The sequence below is a fragment of the Kibdelosporangium aridum genome, from assembly GCF_900176515.1.
GTDB classification, from domain to species: domain Bacteria; phylum Actinomycetota; class Actinomycetes; order Mycobacteriales; family Pseudonocardiaceae; genus Kibdelosporangium; species Kibdelosporangium aridum.
Genome location: NZ_FWXV01000003.1, coordinates 218,722 through 236,255, shown reverse-complemented (window position 1 = coordinate 236,255; position 17,534 = coordinate 218,722). Strand labels below are relative to the sequence as shown.

14 protein-coding genes are annotated in these 17,534 nt (G+C 64.8%); 7 read left to right on the top strand and 7 right to left on the bottom strand.

Annotated features, from left to right (window positions below):
* The first annotated feature begins 73 nt into the window (after positions 1-73).
* Together B9C43_RS20105 and B9C43_RS20100 are read left to right on the top strand one after the other, a co-directional pair.
* Positions 74-1,486 (top strand): L-fucose/L-arabinose isomerase family protein, encoded by a 1,413-nt coding sequence (locus B9C43_RS20105; RefSeq protein ID WP_084428477.1) that lies wholly within the window; start codon positions 74-76, stop codon positions 1,484-1,486.
* 3 nt (positions 1,487-1,489) lie between these two features.
* The gene (locus tag B9C43_RS20100; protein WP_084428476.1) at positions 1,490-2,974 is read left to right on the top strand and encodes an FGGY-family carbohydrate kinase; all 1,485 of its coding nucleotides are present in this window, start codon (positions 1,490-1,492) and stop codon (positions 2,972-2,974) included.
* Between the two features lie 5 nt (positions 2,975-2,979).
* Here B9C43_RS20100 and B9C43_RS20095 read toward each other — a convergent pair whose 3' ends face one another.
* Together B9C43_RS20095 and B9C43_RS20090 are read right to left on the bottom strand one after the other, a co-directional pair.
* Entirely contained in the window at positions 2,980-4,011 is a 1,032-nt protein-coding gene (locus B9C43_RS20095) for a hypothetical protein (protein ID WP_084428475.1), read from the bottom strand.
* A gap of 2 nt (positions 4,012-4,013) precedes the next feature.
* Positions 4,014-5,279 (bottom strand): nitric oxide synthase oxygenase, encoded by a 1,266-nt coding sequence (locus B9C43_RS20090; RefSeq protein ID WP_084428474.1) that lies wholly within the window; start codon positions 5,277-5,279, stop codon positions 4,014-4,016.
* Between the two features lie 66 nt (positions 5,280-5,345).
* Here B9C43_RS20090 and B9C43_RS20085 point away from each other — a divergent pair, with 66 nt between their 5' ends.
* Complete coding sequence (locus B9C43_RS20085; RefSeq protein WP_084428473.1) at positions 5,346-7,433, top strand: beta-propeller domain-containing protein; 2,088 nt, start codon at positions 5,346-5,348, stop codon at positions 7,431-7,433.
* 47 nt (positions 7,434-7,480) lie between these two features.
* On the opposite strand, the gene B9C43_RS20080 is transcribed toward B9C43_RS20085, so the two are convergent.
* The 4 genes from B9C43_RS20080 to B9C43_RS20065 are packed head-to-tail and all read right to left on the bottom strand — an operon-like array spanning position 7,481 to position 12,531.
* Entirely contained in the window at positions 7,481-8,452 is a 972-nt protein-coding gene (locus B9C43_RS20080) for a prenyltransferase/squalene oxidase repeat-containing protein (RefSeq protein ID WP_084428472.1), read from the bottom strand.
* On the bottom strand, positions 8,449-9,153 hold the full coding sequence (locus B9C43_RS20075) for a class I SAM-dependent methyltransferase (RefSeq protein ID WP_084428471.1): 705 nt from the start codon (positions 9,151-9,153) through the stop codon (positions 8,449-8,451). The genes B9C43_RS20080 and B9C43_RS20075 overlap by 4 nt, the downstream gene beginning before the upstream one ends.
* A complete protein-coding gene (locus B9C43_RS20070) occupies positions 9,147-10,262 on the bottom strand; it encodes a glycosyltransferase family 4 protein (protein WP_143446466.1) in 1,116 nt (371 codons plus the stop codon). Before B9C43_RS20070 ends, B9C43_RS20075 begins: the two co-directional genes overlap by 7 nt.
* A gap of 49 nt (positions 10,263-10,311) precedes the next feature.
* On the bottom strand, positions 10,312-12,531 hold the full coding sequence (locus B9C43_RS20065) for a tetratricopeptide repeat protein (protein ID WP_200825619.1): 2,220 nt from the start codon (positions 12,529-12,531) through the stop codon (positions 10,312-10,314).
* A gap of 37 nt (positions 12,532-12,568) precedes the next feature.
* On the opposite strand from B9C43_RS20065, the gene B9C43_RS20060 reads away from it, so the two are divergent.
* The 4 genes from B9C43_RS20060 to B9C43_RS20045 all read left to right on the top strand — a co-directional run bounded on the left by B9C43_RS20060 (position 12,569) and on the right by B9C43_RS20045 (position 17,148).
* Positions 12,569-13,480, top strand: a complete 912-nt coding sequence (locus B9C43_RS20060) for a hypothetical protein (RefSeq protein WP_084428470.1) — start codon at positions 12,569-12,571, stop codon at positions 13,478-13,480.
* A 134-nt stretch (positions 13,481-13,614) separates the two neighbouring features.
* A complete protein-coding gene (locus B9C43_RS20055) occupies positions 13,615-15,006 on the top strand; it encodes a glycoside hydrolase family 28 protein (RefSeq protein ID WP_084428469.1) in 1,392 nt (463 codons plus the stop codon).
* Positions 15,007-15,040: 34 nt separating this feature from the next.
* Positions 15,041-16,507 (top strand): MFS transporter, encoded by a 1,467-nt coding sequence (locus tag B9C43_RS20050; protein WP_143446465.1) that lies wholly within the window; start codon positions 15,041-15,043, stop codon positions 16,505-16,507.
* Between the two features lie 104 nt (positions 16,508-16,611).
* Positions 16,612-17,148 (top strand): hypothetical protein, encoded by a 537-nt coding sequence (locus tag B9C43_RS20045; RefSeq protein WP_084428468.1) that lies wholly within the window; start codon positions 16,612-16,614, stop codon positions 17,146-17,148.
* Between the two features lie 62 nt (positions 17,149-17,210).
* On the opposite strand, the gene B9C43_RS20040 is transcribed toward B9C43_RS20045, so the two are convergent.
* Positions 17,211-17,402, bottom strand: coding sequence for a hypothetical protein (locus B9C43_RS20040; RefSeq protein ID WP_033389929.1), 192 nt, complete (start codon positions 17,400-17,402; stop codon positions 17,211-17,213).
* Positions 17,403-17,534: the final 132 nt, after the last annotated feature.

Here is a 17,534-nt window from a genome sequence, read left to right as displayed (position 1 = left end):
TGCGACAATGTTGACACTACTCGGCCCGGAGAATAGCGTCACGAGTAATCGATTACTCGACTCTGGAGGACTCGTGGCCCGGATCGGTGTGATCAGTATTTCCGACGGCCGAGACTACGTACACGGCGGAATCGCCGATTTCATCGGCCGGACCGAGGACAAACTCGCGACCCGGCTGACGGAGGCGGGTCACGAGGTGGTGCGCGGTTCGAGCCCAGTCAGTTCCAACACGCTCGCCACTTCAGTCGCGCGTGAGATCGCCGCGGCGGACGTCGATCTGACCGTGTTGCACTACGCGGTCTGGGCCTTCCCGCACTTCACCATGCTCGCCGCGGGCGCGATCGACGGGCCGTTGTTGTTGCTGTCCAACATCGATCCAGTGCAGCCGGGCATGGTCGGCATGCTCGCCGCCGGTGGTGCGCTTGACCAGATTGGACGCGAACACACCCGGTTGTGGGGCGATCCGGACTCGCCCGAATTGATTTCGTCGATCGGCGTGCACGCCTCGGCCGCAGCGGCGGTCGCGAGCCTGCGCGGCGCCACCTTCGGCCGGATCGGGGGCCGGCCGATGGGGATGAACACCGCCGTGGCCAACACCGACCAGTGGCAGCGGCTGTTCGGCATCGATGTCGAGGAAATCGACCAATGGGAGATCGTTCGCCGGGCCGAACTGGCCGACGCCGGCGAGAAGGTCAAGGCGCGCGAATGGCTGGAGCGGCACGCCAACGTCCACTACGACGGCAAGAAGCTCACGCCCGAGCTGCTTGAACGGCAAATCGGTTCATACATGGCAATGCGCGAATTGATCGACGAGTGGAACCTGGACTTCACCGGGATCAAGGGACAGCCCGAGCTGACTCAGTACTTCGCGACGATGGACATCGCCGAGGCGTTCCTGAACGACCCGTACGACTGGAATGGCCCGAAAGAGCCACACGTGTGCGCGACCGAAGCGGACATGGACGGCGCGTTGACCATGCAACTGTTCAAGCACATCGCCGGGACGCCGGTACTTTTCGCCGACGTCCGGCACTACCACGGCGACCGCGACATCTGGGATCTCTGCAACTCCGGGCAGCACGCGACCTGGTACGCCGCGCGCAGTTCGGACCCGGCCGAGAACCTGGCGCGCGTGCACCTGTACCCAGAGGTGTTCTTCTTCCCGGCGGGTGGCGCGTCCGTGCACCACTTGGCCGCCCCGGGCGAGATGACTTTGGGGCGCTTGACACGCAAGGACGGCGCGTATCGAATGCAGTTGATGCTCGGCAGCTTCGAGACGTATGACGAGGAGACGAACAAGGCGTTGATGAACCAGTCAACGCCGGAGTGGCCGCACGCGTTCGCCCGGTTGGACGCGCCGGCGGAAGTGTTCCTGTCCCGTTTCGGTGCGAACCACATCCATGCCATTCCTGGCGACCACCGGGCCACGGTCCGTGCGGCGTGCTCGCTGCTCGGCGTAACCCTCGACGAATTCACCCGGGGCTGACGCGTGCTGATCGGGATCGACATCGGGACATCCAGCTCGAAAGGGGTGCTCGTCAGTCCGGAAGGGACGATCGTCGCCCGTGCGAGCAGGCCGCACACCGTATCGACGCCACGTCCCGGCTGGGTCGAGCACGACGCGGAGACTGTGTGGTGGGCCGATTTCGTGTCGATCGCCAGGGAACTGGTCGACGCTTCGCCGTCGCCGATCACTGGTCTCGGCGTCAGCGGTATCGGCCCCTGCCTGCTGCCTGCGACCGCTGATGGCCGCCCGTTACGGCCTGCCATCCTGTACGGTGTGGACACTCGTGCGACCGCGGAGATCGCCGAGCTGACCGAGTTGTTCGGGGCGGACGCGATCCTCCAGCGGGGCGGGACTCCGTTGTCCAGCCAGGCGGTCGGTCCCAAAGTGTTGTGGTTGGCGCACAACGAACCCGAGGTCTTCGCGCAGACGCCGCTCATGCTGATGGCCAGCTCGTACTTGGTGCTCCGGCTGACTGGACGGTACGTGCTGGATCATCACTCCGCCAGCCAGTGCGACCCGATGTACGACATGCAGGCCGCTGACTGGGCCCGCGACTGGTGCGCGCAGATCGCGCCGGACGTGAAGCTGCCGGAGCTGTTCTGGCCCAACGAGATTGTCGGTACGGTCTCGGAAACTGCGGCGGCGGAGACCGGTTTGCCCGCCGGGTTGCCGGTGACTGCGGGCACGATCGATGCCTGGGCCGAGGCAACCAGTGTCGGCGTGACGTCACCGGGTGACGTGATGGTCATGTACGGCACCACGATGTTCGTGATCCAGGTCGTGGCCGAGCCTCGGCCACACGCCGCGCTGTGGACCACACAAGGCGCCTTTCCGGGAACGTATTCGCTGGCCGCCGGAATGGCGACGTCCGGCGCGATCACCGACTGGCTGCGGAACCTGTTCGCTGGATCGTTCGCAGAGCTGGTCGAGCAGGCGGCCGCGGTGCCCGCTGGCAGCCGTGGGTTGCTCATGTTGCCGTACTTCGCCGGTGAACGGACGCCGATCTTCGACCCGGACGCCCGCGGCATCATCGCCGGACTGACCTTGAACCACGGGCAACCGGAGATCTACCGTGCCGCGCTGGAGGGCACGGCGTACGGCCTGCGCCACAACCTCGAGGTCATGGGCGGCTCACCGCAGCGGGTCGTCGCGGTGGGCGGCGGCACCCAAGGTGATCTGTGGACGCAGATCGTCTCGGACGTGACCGGTGTGCCGCAAGAACTTCCAGCTGAGACCGTGGGTGCGTGCTTCGGCTCCGCGATGTTCGCGGCCACGGCGTTGGGGCATCCGGTGGACTCCTGGAATCCCCTCGCCAGGACGGTCACACCGAACCCCGTGCACACCTCGAAGTACGACGCGTTCTACGCCCAGTATCGCGCGCTGTACCCGGCCACTCGGGATCTCGCGCATTTCCTGGCGGCAGAGCAGCTCAACCCGGACGTGCGCAGGTCAGGCCGATTTTGCTGATCGTGTCAGGGGTTGTGCTGCTTCGTGTTCTTGCGGAGGACTAGGGCCACGTTCCACAGCTCTGGCAGGGCGGCGAGGGCTTCGGTTGCTTTCTGTTGGCGGTCTTCGGGAGTCTGGACGCCGAGGTCGGCGAGGAGGGTGTTGAAGCTGGCGTCGTAGGGCGTGGTTGCCAGGCCTGGGAGGGAGAGTTTGGTCAGGCAACGGCAATACGTCGCGACGATCCAGAACATGGCTTCGCGGTGGAGGCCTGCGGTGATGAGGTCGCGGGCGCCGTCGATGGCGATTGGGCGCGCGACGACGGTGATGTCGGAGCTGAATCGGTAGGGTGCTTCGACTGTTTTGGCTGCGTCGAACACCTTCGCCAAGGCTTGGAGATGTTCCTTCACTTGGGTTGCGGTCAAGTCCACGGCCCCGAGGTGGGTGAGGAGAGTTTCGTGGTAGTCGAGCCTTTCGTTGCGTTGCAACAGATCTCGGACTGCTGCGTATCGACGGCGGACAGTCGGGTTCCGCAGTCCCGCCACGAGAAGTACATGGGTCATCACACCCGTGCCGAACAGCCATGACGTGACCTGGTCGGGCAGTGGCGCCGATGGGTCCATGGATGTGAGCCAGCGACGGACGCGGTTCATCGCGTCATCGCAGCGGGCCAGCACCCAGCGTTCGTCGGCGAAGTGTTGGGCCACAGCGGCGTGCAACGTGCTCAGGTGGCCGGTCGGGTCGGCGAGGATGCCGGGCAGGTGCATGTTTCCGGCTAGGTGGTAGTCCCTCAGGACCGCTTCCGGTGACCTGAGCTGGGCGGCGCGCATCACCGACGCTTCGAGCAATATCCCGTCGTGCCAGAACTTTCCGGGTGCGGGTGGGAGGTCATCGCTGTCCACGACGACCATGATGTCGACGTCGGAGTCGCGTGGATGCTGTGCTTCCGGAGGCGTCCACAGTACGGAGCCCTGCAGGAAGGCGCCCGCGAACCCGCGTAGATGTATGCCTTGTGTGGTGGTCCAGTGCTGTGCGATTGCTCGGGCTTCGCCGACCTGCATCGTCAGCGAGATGTTCCGTGTAAGTAGTGCCAGATCGGTGTCGGTGTTGTCTGAGTAGAGGCCGCGGGGGCACGCGGCACCGAGACGCCATGGGTGCCGCGGTGCGCGGCTACGTCGTCCAGCACGAACTCGGGCTTGAGGTGGTCGGTGTCGTAGTAGCGATGGAATACCGGCGTTTGTGAGCTGGTCATCGGAGGCACGATCCAGCTCCAGTCCGCCGGGCACGTTCGGCCAGCGCGTTGCTCCTTCTCCAAGTGCTTGATGAACCGGTCGGATTCGGTGTGGTGATCGGTGATCGTCACGCCCGCAGCCGCATACGAGTGCAGGACGGCACGGTTGAGTTCGACCATGGCGCGATCGCGCCAGAGGGTCGTTTCGCTGCTTGTGTCGAGGCCGAGCCTGTCTGCGATCTCAGGCAGCAGGTCGTAGCGTTCGGTGTCGGCGAGGTTGCGCGCGCCGATCTCCGTTCCCATGTACCAGCCGTTGAACGGTGCCGCGGGATACGAGACACCACCGATGACGAGCCGCATGTTGCTGATGGCCGGAACCGCGTGCCAACGCAGCCCGAGTTCGGCCAGCCACGGCAGTTCAGGATGCGTGATCGCCACTTCCTGGACCGCGTCGGCGGGCAGTTCGTACAGCTGGGCGCCGGACTCCGCTGTTTCGATCACCACCGGCAGCACGTCGAACGCGCCGCGTGGCTCGGCAGGCCGCCAGCCGAGCTTCACCATGGAGTCGGTGAACCCCAGATAGCGGGGATCGCCCAGGACACCACCATCCTCTCGTGGGTATGCCGCGTAGCGGATCAGTTGCTCGTTCCAGATCCGGGGCGCTGGCCTGCCAGGCGCCTCCGGGGCGAAGACCGATATCAGCGGCCGGATCTTGCCGCCGTTCCACGCTTGCCGAAGATGCCGTACGCAGTGCTCGGCGATGTCGTCGGCCGTTCGCACGGCCCGCAGGTCGCGGACACGCAGGCTGCGCCAGTACAACCGGCCGATGCACCGCGCGCTGTTGCGCCAGGCGATCTGGGCACCGAAGGTCAGTTCCGCGGTCGTGTGCTGATAGGTACCGGTCAGGTCGATCTCGGTCATCACCCATGCCACGCGCCGGTCGGCGTCACCGGCCGCCGGGTTTTCGGCGTAGTACTGCCGGAGGAACTCCTCGGCCTCGGCGGGGTCCACTGGGTCGTCCGTGGCAGGCGGTGGACTGGGGGATAACAGAGTGTCGCTGGGCTGCCACGGACCGGGTCTTTCGCCGCTGACGATCATCGCCGAAATCTAACTGTTATCAATATCGTCAGCAACGGATTCCGGCCGTGTCACCGTCTTGTGTGTATGGCAGGGAAAGCAGGGTTACCGAGAGTTAGCACGTCGAGGATCGTCGCCGGGGGCGCGATCGCTGTCGTCATCGGCGGCATCGTCGCCGCGGCCTCGGTCACTCCCACCCCCGATCCGACTTCTTCCTACTCGGATACGGTCACTGACCTCCCTTCAGGCGCGATCTCCCTGGTCGCCTTCGACTCTTGTGAAACAGCGTTGTCGGGCCTCAGGAAGGCCGCATGGCCGCACATCGGCCCGTTTGGCTTCGGCGGCGGATACGCCCTCTCCACTCGCGGGGGCGGCGCCATCGCCGACTCCGCGCCAGGCCCCGCCGCGGCGCCCGCGCCGGGCAATGGAGCCGGGTCACAGATGCCCAAGCGTGAATCACAGGCGCAGAACAGCGCGGGCGCGGCTGCCCAGCAAGGCGGCCAGCCTCAGGGGCATTCGTCCACCAACACCCACGAAGCCAACGTGGATGAGCCGGACATCGTCAAGACCGACGGCAAGCGGATAGTGTCCGTGGTCGACGGCAAGCTGAAGGTCATCGACGTGGCCTCCCGCAAGATCACCGGATCCCTGGACGTCCCAGACATTTTCGTCTCCCAGATGCTCATCTCCGGTGACCGTGCGCTGCTCGTGGCAAGCCAGGACCACGTCGTCTACGACGCCCCAGTGCCGACTCCGCGCGGCAAGCCAAGCCCACCGATCGTGCCGGGCATGCCCACCTTCGGATCGAAGCTCGTGCTCGTCGATCTCGTTGGCACGCCGAAGGTCCTGGGCACCTTGGCGGTAAGCGGTCTGTACGTGGACGCACGCCAGGTCGGCAGCGTGGCCCGAGTTGTGGTTCGCTCACAACCGAAACTGAAGTTCTACTACCCCGACGGCACACAGTCAGACACCACCGCTCTGGAGAAGAACCGCGAAGTCGCGTTGAAGTCGACGATCGACGACTGGTTGCCCAGTTACCGGCTCGACAGCGAAGGCAAGAGCACTGAAGGCAGGCTGGTCGAGTGCGCCAACGTCAGCCACCCGGCCGACTACTCGGGCACCGCGATGCTGACCGTGCTCACGGTCGACCTGACCAAGGCCTTGGACAAGGGCGACCCGGTCACGGTGGCTGCGGACGGTGACACCGTCTACGGCACCGACAAGAGTCTGTACGTTGCCGACGACCACCTCAGCCGCATGGTCCCGATGCAGATGCCCAGGCGCGTCCCGCCGGATGGTTCGGAACAGCCTGCGCTGGGCAAGACCCAGATCCACCGGTTCGACCTCGCGGGCAGTGCGCCGCCGAAGTACGCCGGATCTGGCGAGGTGGAAGGGCAGTTGCTCAACCAGTACTCGCTGTCTGAGTACGACGGGCACCTTCGGGTCGCCACGACTGTGGGTGCAGGCTGGGGCGGGACGTCTCCAGACTCTCAGTCGCAGAGCATCGTCACTGTGCTTGCGCGTGGGGACAAAGGGTTGACCCAGGTCGGCCGGGTCGACGGACTCGGCAAGGGCGAACGCATCTACGCCGTGCGCTTCTTCGGCCCGGTGGGTTATGTGGTCACCTTCCGGCAAGTGGATCCCTTGTACACGCTCGACTTGTCTCAGCCGACCAAGCCGCGCGTGGTCGGCGAGCTGAAGATCACGGGATACTCGGCATACTTGCATCCGGTCGGTCCTGGCAAGGTGCTCGGCGTCGGGCAGGAGGCCACCGATCAGGGCAGGCGGCTCGGCTCGCAGGTGTCGTTGTTCGACGTGAACAACCCGGCGGCGCCGAACCGTCTTGCGCAGCAGCAGATCGAGGGCGGATCGTCCGAAGTGGAGTACGACCCGCACGCCTTCCTGTATTGGCCGGCGCGAAACCTCGTTGTGGTACCAGTGATGAGCAACAAGCAGGGCGGCATCCGCGAGGGCGAGTGGCAAACGCAGAACTACGCCCTGGTCCTGCGGCTGGACGGGAATGCACTCGTCGAGGTCGGGCGCATCTCGCACCCGACTGGGATGATCCGGCGGTCGATGGTGATCGGCGATGAGCTGTGGACGGTGTCGGACGGCGGATTCATGGCCAGTGCTCTGGATGGTCTGGGTCAGCGCGGTTGGGTACCGCTTCGGTGAGTTCGATCGCATGCCTCCACGCTACTCGAACGCGTGTTCGATCGGCGTCACTCGATCGGGTAGCGTGGTTTCCCTTGCGAGACAAGGGAAAGTGGCTTGAAAGCGCCATGTACTGCGGGGTCGTCACGCAGTGCAGCCGAAGCCAGCAAGATGGCGCCCGCGGTCCACGTGGTCCGTTCCTCCGGCCAGATGACCTGGTTGGCGAACTGGTAGCCAGTCCAATAAGAACCGTCGGAATGCCGGAGCATCTCGATATCGGCCAACAGTGCGTTTGCTCGTGAATCGCCAAGCAGGGCAAGGGTGAGGGCGAGTTCGGCGGTCTCACCGCCGGTCACCCACGGCTGGTCGAAGACGCACCGAACGCCAAGGCCAGGAACGACGAACTGGTCCCACTCGCCGGAAAGTCTTCGCAGGGCCGTGGACCCAGTGATGGCTGAACCGAGAACGGGGTAGTACCAGTCCATCGAATGAGGCTTGGTCTCGAACAAGTCCGGGCGACAGCGGATTGTCGTAGCCAGTTCGGACGCAGCGCGGATCCAGTCTGGTCGTGGTGAACCGAGCCGAGACGCGATGGCGGCGGCACACAGCAGGGACTGGTGAATGCTGGAGCAGCCAGAGATGAGAAACAACGAAGAAGAGTCGCGCCATTGGATGGCACCTTCAGGGGAACGCATCCGGAGCACGAATTCAATCGCGTCGCGGACTGTCGGCCACAACTCTCGTAGGAACGAAGAGTTCTGTGTGCTTAGGGCGTGGTGTAGGACGCCGACAGCTATGTACGCGGTGAAGTTGGTGTCCTTCGCCGAGTCGGTGACCTGGCCGTCACGGTACTCGGCATACCACGAGCCGTCGGGGTTTTGGGTGCGGGCGAGCCATCGGTAGGCCGCTGCGGCTTCGGCGTGACAGCCCGCGACGTCGAGTCCCATCGCTGCTTCGATGTGATTCCACGGGTCCAGTGGTCCGCCTGGATACCAAGGGATTGCGCCGGATGGCTCTTGGACCGAGGCGATCCATGTCATGCTGTTTTCCTCGCGTAGATCACCAGGCTCTTGCCGAGCACGGGATTCAGCAGGCGGTCAAGGACTCGCGTGAGTTTCGGCGCTTTGATGATGTCCCACAAGAGAAATCTGTGGTACAGGCGAACCGCGGCGGTCTCGTTGTCGACGCCGACCGCACATTTCAGCCACCAGTACGGCGAATGCAACGCGTGGGCGTGATGCGTCCGGAATGGCTCGAGGCCTGCGTCACGCAATCGGCGGATCAGTTGACGCTTGCGATAGATACGGACGTGACCGCCTTCGACTCGGTGATAGGCATCGGACAGCGCCCAGCAGATACGTTCCGGCCACCATCGGGGAACGGTGACGGCGACCAGGCCGCCTGGTTTGAGCACGCGGGCGGTTTCCGCGATCATGGCTGTGTCGTCAGGGACGTGTTCGAGGATTTCCGCGGCGATCACGTGGTCGAAGGTCGCGTCGGGGAACGGCAACGCCAGGCCGCTCGCGCGTACGGCCATCGTCGAGCCGGCGGATTCGCCGACTTCGGCCATCGCCGCGAACATGTCACGGACGTCTTTGAGATCGGCTTCGTTGAGATCCAGGGCGATCACGTCGGCACCTTGTTTCGCTGCCTCGAAGGCATGCCGGCCGCCTCCGCAGCCGAGGTCCAGCACCCGATCGCCGGTCGCGACCCGAAAACGTCCGAAGTGGACGGTCAGCAACTGAGCAGCTCCCGGTAGCAGTGGACGGTCTCCTCGGCGGTCCGGCGCCAGCTCAACCGGCCCGCACGCGCGATTCCCCGCTGTCCGAGGCGTGCCCGCAAGGCGGGGTCGTCGAGCAAGTCGACCAGTGCCCGTGCCAATGCCGCCGAATCACCCGGCGGGACGAAAACTCCGGCATCGCCGATCACCTCCGGTAATGCGCCACCCAAGGTCGCGACAATCGGGACACCACAGGCCATTGCCTCTGCAGCAGGCAATGAGAAGCCCTCAAACAACGAAGGAACGCACACGACCTCCGCGCTGGCAATGAGCGAGGCGTACTCCTCGTCCGGGAGATTGGTCACGAAAGTGACGCCAGGGGCTGGTTCGGATCGGCCGACAACGATGAGTTCGCAGTCTCGCCGGATCTCCTTGAAGGCGGCAAGCAGATAGCCGAGTCCCTTGATCGGATCGTGTGAACTCGCGACGCACACAATCCTCCCGGGAACCGGCTTACCTGGGCGGAACGAGGTATCCGCACTCAGTGGCGTTACCCGGACCTTCGAAGCACGAACGCCCATCCTGGAGACGATCTCATCGCGAGAGGCTGAGGAAACCGTGATTATCAAAGGCAATCGGCGAGCGACACGACTCTGCATCCGGGTGAACGAGTACCAGCGTTCAGAGCCGGGTTTGAGGCCGCTGTCGATAGTGACGGGATGGTGCACGGTGGCCAGCAACGAAAGACCGAGACCGAGCAGACCGTAACCAAGGCTTTGATTGTCGTGCACGATGTCGAAGTCGCGGGAGGCCAGGTAGTGCCGGACTCGCAACGAGAAAGCGAGTGGTTCGGTGAACCGGCCCGATCGCATGCCCATGAACTCGATCCAGTCTGGGACTCGGCGAAGCTCCGCGAGACTGGGCGTACGGAACGGATTCGGCTCGGCGTAGAGGTCGAGTGCGGGCACCCGGACAAGCTGGACTCCAGAGTCCACGACCGGATAAGGCGGTCCGGCGATGACCTCGACGTAATGCCCCAACGCCACCAGTTCACGGCTCAGATGTCTGATGTAGACGCCTTGACCACCGCAGTGTTGCTTTCCGCGATACGACAGCAGCGCGACCCTCACCGCTCACCTGCCGAGTCCGCGCGTCCTCGCCTGGACTTTGAGTGGATCGTCATCCCTCAGCCCTGCCATGTGTTCGGCGATGCGGCGGCTGTTCTCGAAAAACATCGAAGGGTTGGTTGATTTGCCCTGTGGCCACGGCAAGCAGGTGGCGGGCGCGCAAGGTTTCCTCGTGCTCTTGGCCGATGTGTCGAGTTGCGTCCGCGATGACCGACTGCAACTGCCGTTGCGACTCGTCTGCCCTGCCGAGCTCGAGAAGCAGATAGCCGATGTTGTTGCGGATGATGTAGATCTCCGGGTCGTCGGCAGGCAATGAATGTTCGGCAACGGGCAGGAGTTCTTGGAAGGATCTCAAGGCCCCGGTGATATCTCCGATCTTCACCATGGACGTGAAATATCTGGCTCGCGCGACGATCGCGGGCCTGGCGTGTGAGCCTTTGGCGTTGCCGATGCGGTTGCTCCACTGTTCCCATGTCGTGTGGTTCTCGGCGGGCACCGAAGAACCGCGTTGGTCCAGGCATTCGACCAGTTCCGTGTCGCGTCCTGCTTGCCAGAGATGTTCGGCCAGCATGGCGTCGGCGTATGTCTGTTCGGGGCTGCCGGAGGCGCGGTCCTCGAGCGGTGCTAATCGCAGCACCGCGTCGGCGATGGCGGAATGTGCTCGCGCGGTGCCACGCAGAGGGCTGTCGATGGTGGCGACAGTTTCGCGCGATGTGCCGGGTTCCAAGCGGGTGACATGCTCCTGTCGTACCAAGAAGTCACGTACAGCACTGACTGGGAGTTCGCTGGCGGCGACCAGAACGGACGTTGGGACTCGCGCTTTTCCGCAGGCGTTTAGCAGGTCGTTCAGGTCGGGTGGTGATTCGGCCGGATTCTCGCGAATGGGGAAAGGCGGGATGTCCAGGTCGTCATCCGGTTGCCGCTCACCGGCCCACGATTTGCTGCCTCCTGGTGCTCCGGCGCCTCCTGGCTGGATGACGGGTCCCGTGGGTTTGCCGAGCCACACGCGAGCCTGTGCCGTGATCATGTCCTTTACTGCCAGTACGGTTTGCGCGTTCTGCAGCGTTTGCAAGGCATGGACCAGCCGGTTGCGTGTGGCCGCGGGCAGGTTGTCCACGCCGTCCACCGCTATCCGGACTTTGAGCTTGGACTCACGCAACGGTCCGGCGACAGCGCGCTCGAACGCGTCGGCGGCTTGCCAGACTGCAGGATCTGTGGAGGCTTCGAACGCTCGGGCCGCTTCGGCGAATCCACGTACGTTCTTGCCAAGTTGCCGCGCCAATTCCGCCGCTGTCCGCTCGGCCGTGTCGGTGGCGGACACGAAGACCACGGCGTCCATCAGGCGCGGTGGGATGACGTCCGGTGCTACCGAAGGCCTGGCCAATGCGGCGACTAGTCGGGACTTGTCCAAGCCCGGACCGACGACGGCAACGGTGACCGTCCCCATCATCAAGTGCCCGACCACAGTCCGGAGTTCTTCGGGCGCAACGTAATCCCGCGTCAGGCTGTCGATCAGGTCGGCAGCGGGATTATCAGCGGCCAGGGAAGAACGCCAGGCCTCGGAGGTGTTCTTGGCCAGCCAAAGGCCTTCGTCACCCGCGGCGATCTCACGCCTTCCGTCGAACGCCAAGTGCACCGCGGTCTGCGCCGGGCACAGCCCCGACAACACGGCTTTCATGTCAGGGCAGCGCAATCGTGAGCCCAGGTCAGGGTGCCCGGATCGCAGGACGTTCACCAACTGCCTGCTGAAACAGCCGTTGGCCGCGGTCCGCTCGTCCGATGCGGTCAGCACCTCGAACCGGCGCCCTGCCTGTCCGACGATCTGGATCCACCGGCTGCCGACCTGCTGGGCCGCGATCCCCGCGTGGCACGTGTCCAGCAACAACACCAGGCCGTCCAGCAGCGAGTGCTGCGCGAGCAGCTCACGGATCCGTTGCGCCAGCAGGAAAGCCGTGCGGCTGTTCGGCGGCAGTGTGGTGTCCCTGACCAGGAAGTAGAAGTCGTCGTAGGTGTACTCGCCGTGTCCGACCAACGCGATGAACAGTGTGGCCTCGTCTTCCGACGCGCGTTCGAACGCCTCGGTGACAGCTGAATCGAGCTCTGCCACAGTCGGATCGACGAGCAACGGGGTGTCCGGCAAGGCCGGTACGCAACCGCCGATCGAGGGATCCAGCAACGTTTCCGACACTTCACGAGCGGCGTCGGGCAGGAACGACAACAGGTTCAGCCCCTCGCACTGGGATGCGATCACCAGCGCCCGCCGTTCTCCCACGCCGATCAGATTAGCCAGTCACGATAACCTCTGCGGCATGGCGGAGGTCGTGCTCGTCCACGGGATCGCGCAGGAACAGCAGTCGGCGGACGGTCTGGAAGCCGACTGGTTGCCCAGCCTCGCCGGAGGTGTCCGGGTCGCCGGGTATCCCGACCTCGCCGACCAGTTGTGGCGGACCAAGCAGATCGACGTCCGGATGGCCTTCTACGGCGACCTGTTCCTGCCCAAGGACCAGCAGGGCGGCGCGGAGCAACTCGACGAGGCCGAGTGGGAGTTCGCCGAGCAGCTCGGCCGGGAGTGGCTGAAGCGGGCCGCCGAGGACGCCAGCCGTGAGTCCGACCGTGTCACCGCGCAGCGGGAGCTTGAGGGCCCGACAGGCGAGACCCAGGGCGTTCGCGCCGCGTTGCGGCCGGTGGTCAACAGCCTGGTCAGGCTGAAGCCGTTCGCGCGATTCGGTGTCGCGCTGGCCGAGCGGGTGGTGGTGAAGGCGTTGCGGCAGGTCACGCGGTATCTGACCGACGAGGACGTGCACGCGGAGATCCAGCGCCGGGTCAGTGCCCTGATCGACGCGGACACCAAGGTCATCGTGTCGCACTCGCTGGGGTCCGTGGTCGCTTACGAGGCCGCTCACCAGCTGCAACGTCCCCTGCCGCTGCTCGTCACCTGCGGTTCGCCGCTCGGCTTGCGCAGCGTGGTCTACGACCGGCTACGGCCGCAGCCTCCGGCGGTCCCGCCCCAGGTCAGACGGTGGGTGAACGTGGTCGACCAGGACGACCTGGTCGCTGCCCGGCCGGAACTGACCGCGATGTTCCCCGGTGCTCAAGGAGTGCTCGAGAGCTCATACACCGTGGACAACGGCGCGAAACCGCACGAAGCCGCCTTCTACCTGGCCAAGCAGCAGATCGGGCGGCCGGTCGCGGAAACGTTGACTGGACTTCACAACCAGTGACGAGGTGTACTCAGAGCGCGGTACGGCGTTCTGGGGGTACGCCGTATCGCGTCTGCTTGACGCCATGACCACCAGCAGGGACCATCTATCGCTGTAAACGTTTTCATTCCGCCGCGTGATCCGAAGGGACCAACATGGCGAATGAGCGTTCGCGTCGCGCCTTCCTGAAGGCAACCGGCCTGGTCACAGCTGGCCTGGCGGTCCCGGTGACGGCCCATGCGGCCGAGGCGTCGCCGTGGGACCAAGTGCCGCTGATCCTGGCGAGGATCGTTCCGCCGACCTTCCCGGACACGACCTTCGACGTCACGGCTTACGGCGCGAAGGGGGACGGCAAGACCAAGAACACCGAGGCCTTCCGCAAAGCCATCGAGGCCTGCAGCAAGGCAGGCGGCGGCAGGGTCGTCGTGCCGTCAGGCAGCTTCCTGACCGGTGCGGTGACGCTGCTTTCCAACGTCAACCTGGTCGTCTCAGCCGGTGCGACGGTCAAGTTCAGCACGGACCCGAAGGACTACCCGAGGGTGTTCACGCGCTGGCAGGGGATCGAGTGCATGAACTTCTCGCCCTTCATCTATGCCCGCGGTCAGCGCAACGTGGCCATCACCGGAGCGGGCACGATCGACGGCCAGGGCCCGTCCGGCCCGTGGTTCGACTACGACGGCAAACGCGGCCCGGACTGGGATCGGCTGCAGCAGATGGCCGTGGACAACGTGCCGGTCACCAGCCGGACGTTCGGCTCGGGCCACTTCCTCAAGCCGAACATGATCCAGCTGTACGAATGCCAGAACGTGCTGGTCGAAGGCGTGAACCTGCGCAACCCGGCAATGTGGACGATCCATCCGGTGCTGGCCAGGAACGTGACCGTCCGCGACGTGAAGGTCTACAGCCGCGGCGGCATGGTCGACGGCTGCGACCCGGAAGCCAGCTCCGACGTGCACATCACCGGCTGCCAGTTCGACACCGGTGACGACGGTGTCGCGGTGAAGTCCGGAAGGGACGCTGACGGCCGCAGGGTCGGTGTGCCGTCCGAGAACATCGTTATCCAGAACTGCACCCATCTCGGGCGCTGGGGCGCTTTGACCGTCGGCAGCGAAATGTCCGGTGGTGTCCGCAATGTGTTCTTTGAGGACTGCACTATCCGGAAAGGCTCGTCGTACAGCGCGTTCCACGTGCTCTACATCAAGACCAACAAGCGGCGCGGCGGCACGGTCGACGGCGTGCATGCTCGGCGGATCAAGGCGAGTGGTGTGCAGCGGGAGGCGATCAGCGTGACGCTGAACTACAGCCTGACCGGTCCGGGGTTCGGGCCGATCGTGAACCCGGCTGTCCGCAATATCACGGTGGCGGACATGACGGTCGACGGCGCCAGTTACGCATGGAGCCTCGACGGCCTCAGCGAGTCGAAAATCACCGGGATGTCCATTGCGAACAGCACTTTCACCAAGATCACCAACGCCACACCGAAGATCAAGAACGCCACGAAGCCGACTTGCACGAACGTGAAGATCAATGGCAAGACCGTGACCTGATGCGCTGATCGGCCGCAAGGACGACTATGGGTGGGTGGCCAACAGCGAAGAACCGGATCCGCGGCGGTGGCGTGCGCTCACGGTGACCCTGGGCGTCGGGTTCATGACCTTGCTCGACGTCAGCATCGTGAACGTCGCCCTGCCGTCCATGCAAACGGGATTGCACGCCAACGCGGGCGCGGTGCAATGGGTGGTCTCTGGCTACGCCTTGACGTTCGGGCTCGTGCTCGTCGCAGGCGGACGCCTCGGTGACGCGCTGGGCCGCAGACGGATCTTCATGCTCGCGCTGACCGCGTTCGTGCTCACCAGCGCGCTCGCGGGCGCGGCTCCGTCGATCGAGCTGCTGATCATCGCGCGGCTGCTGCAGGGCGCGGCAGCCGGATTGCTGACGCCGCAGAGCTCCGGGCTGATCCAGAGCATGTTCCGTGGTGCCGAACGCGGCAAGGCCTTCGGGATGATGGGCGCCACGATCGGCATCTCCACCGCGGTCGGCCCGGTCCTCGGTGGGCTGATCATCGCCGCGTTCGGTGCGGAGTCCGGCTGGCGGTGGGTGTTCTACGTCAACGTGCCCATCGGCATCGTCGCGCTGATCCTGGCCGCGCGTGTGCTGCCGAAGACCGAACGGCGCAAGATCGACGTCCGGTCGGAGATCGACTTCGTCGGTGCGGCGTTGCTCGGCCTGGCCGTGGTTTCCTTGCTGTTCCCGGTTGTCCAGGTGGAAAGCGGCAAGCTCGGCGAGTGGTGGTGGCTGTTCCCGATCGCGGTGCTGCTCGGCTACCTGTTCATCCGCTGGGAGAAGCGGGCCGTCGAGCGGGGGCGGGCCCCACTGCTGGATCTGCGGTTGTTCACCAGTACAAGGGGTTTCGCGTCCGGTGCGGCGGTCGGCGCGGTCTACTTCGCCGGGTTCGCCGGGATCTTCGTGGTGCTGGCGATGTTCTTCCAGACCGGCTTGGGTTACACCGCATTGCAGTCAGGTCTGGTCGTCACATCGTTCGCCATTGGTTCCGCGGTGTCAGCGGCGGTCTCGGGACGGCTCGTGGCCAAGTGGGGGCGCCGGATCACCGTGGCGGCGTTGAGTGTGGTTGCCGTTGGCCTGGTGTCATGCGGTGTCGTCGCGCTGATCAGCCCGCCTGACCAAGTCGGGCTGTGGCTGGCGATTCCGTTGCTGATCTCGGGAATCGGTGGTGGTGCGGTGATCTCGCCGAACGTGACGCTGACGCTGGAGAACGTGCCGACCAGGATGGCCGGTGCGGCCGGCGGTGCTTTGCAGACTGGCCAACGGATCGGTACCGCCACGGGCGCGGCGGTGATGGTGGCGATGTACCACGCGGGGGCGAATGCGGCGGACGGACGAGTCGCGGTCGGCGCGGCCTTCGCGCTCGGCACAGCCGTTCTGACCACGCTCATCGCGTTGTACCTGGCGATCCGTGAACTGCGGTCCCGCAAGACCCGGCCAGTGGATGAAAATTTGTCCCAACGGACTGTGATATCTAGTCAGTAACTATTACGCTCTTGCTCGTTCGACCCTGCAGGCAGCCAACATGATCATCCGCTCGCGATCCGGGCGGTGTTCGAGGCTGCCCGGAATCGAAGGAGCAAGATCGAATGCGGCACATTCTGACTCGCTCGTTGATCGTTTCGGCGGCTGCGCTGCTGTTCTCCGCGGGCATGGCGCAGGCTTCGGTGGCGGACAAGGAATCCGACCCGGTCGCCAACTCGGCGGAGCCGGGCACCGTGGTCATCCAGGTCACCAAACTCACCCACGCACAAGCCACGACACGGTTACGCAACGCCGGTATCACGTGGTCGTCCAGCGGGAACTGCAGTGACCGCAACAACCCCACGTGCACATCGTTCGAACAGGTCAACCTGGCCACGATCCAGGGCGCGGAAACCCTCAAGCAGGCCAGCGGATGCGCGCTGAACGTCACCGGCGGCACCGAGACCGGTCACGCCAGTGGCACCTACAGCCACTGGAACGGCTACAAGCTGGACTACAGCCTCGGCACGTGCGTCAACAACTACGTGCGCAACAACTTCACGTACATTGGCGGCAACCAATGGCGGTCCGGCTCCGGCAACATCTACTTCCTCGAGTCGAACCACTGGGACGTCACGTACTACAACTGCGGCGGCTGCTGAACACGAGAACGCCCTTCGTGCGTGGTCGACTCACGCACGAAGGGCGTTGGCGTTACAGCGTTTTACTTACGACTGCGCAGGCTCCAACCGCCGCCGGTGCGGGCCCGAGTCCCGACGCCTGCCAGATGAAGGGCGACACAGAGCAGACCGGCGGTCACGATGGTCGCCGCGTTGATCGTGTCGCCGATGTTGGCGTCGGCGAGATCGAGGATGAGAGCAAGTGCGAACAAGACCGCACCGATGATGGCTAACATGCTGCCTCCCACATCGTCGGGACCTTGGAATACCCGCTGGACCTGCGTTTTATTCACGCAACTGGACGACATCGAAACCGGCGCCGGTACGGAATGATGGATTCAGTGGGCACCCTGCTGATCTGTTATTCG

Coding starts and splice junctions, on each gene's coding strand:
- B9C43_RS20095 (WP_084428475.1), bottom strand. CDS start 4,011: ATGCAGGTCGGCGAAGCCCGAGCAATCGCACAGCACTGGACCACCACA.
- B9C43_RS20090 (WP_084428474.1), bottom strand. CDS start 5,279: ATGATCGTCAGCGGCGAAAGACCCGGTCCGTGGCAGCCCAGCGACACT.
- B9C43_RS20085 (WP_084428473.1), top strand. CDS start 5,346: ATGGCAGGGAAAGCAGGGTTACCGAGAGTTAGCACGTCGAGGATCGTC.
- B9C43_RS20080 (WP_084428472.1), bottom strand. CDS start 8,452: ATGACATGGATCGCCTCGGTCCAAGAGCCATCCGGCGCAATCCCTTGG.
- B9C43_RS20060 (WP_084428470.1), top strand. CDS start 12,569: ATGGCGGAGGTCGTGCTCGTCCACGGGATCGCGCAGGAACAGCAGTCG.
- B9C43_RS20055 (WP_084428469.1), top strand. CDS start 13,615: ATGGCGAATGAGCGTTCGCGTCGCGCCTTCCTGAAGGCAACCGGCCTG.
- B9C43_RS20045 (WP_084428468.1), top strand. CDS start 16,612: ATGCGGCACATTCTGACTCGCTCGTTGATCGTTTCGGCGGCTGCGCTG.
- B9C43_RS20040 (WP_033389929.1), bottom strand. CDS start 17,402: ATGTTAGCCATCATCGGTGCGGTCTTGTTCGCACTTGCTCTCATCCTC.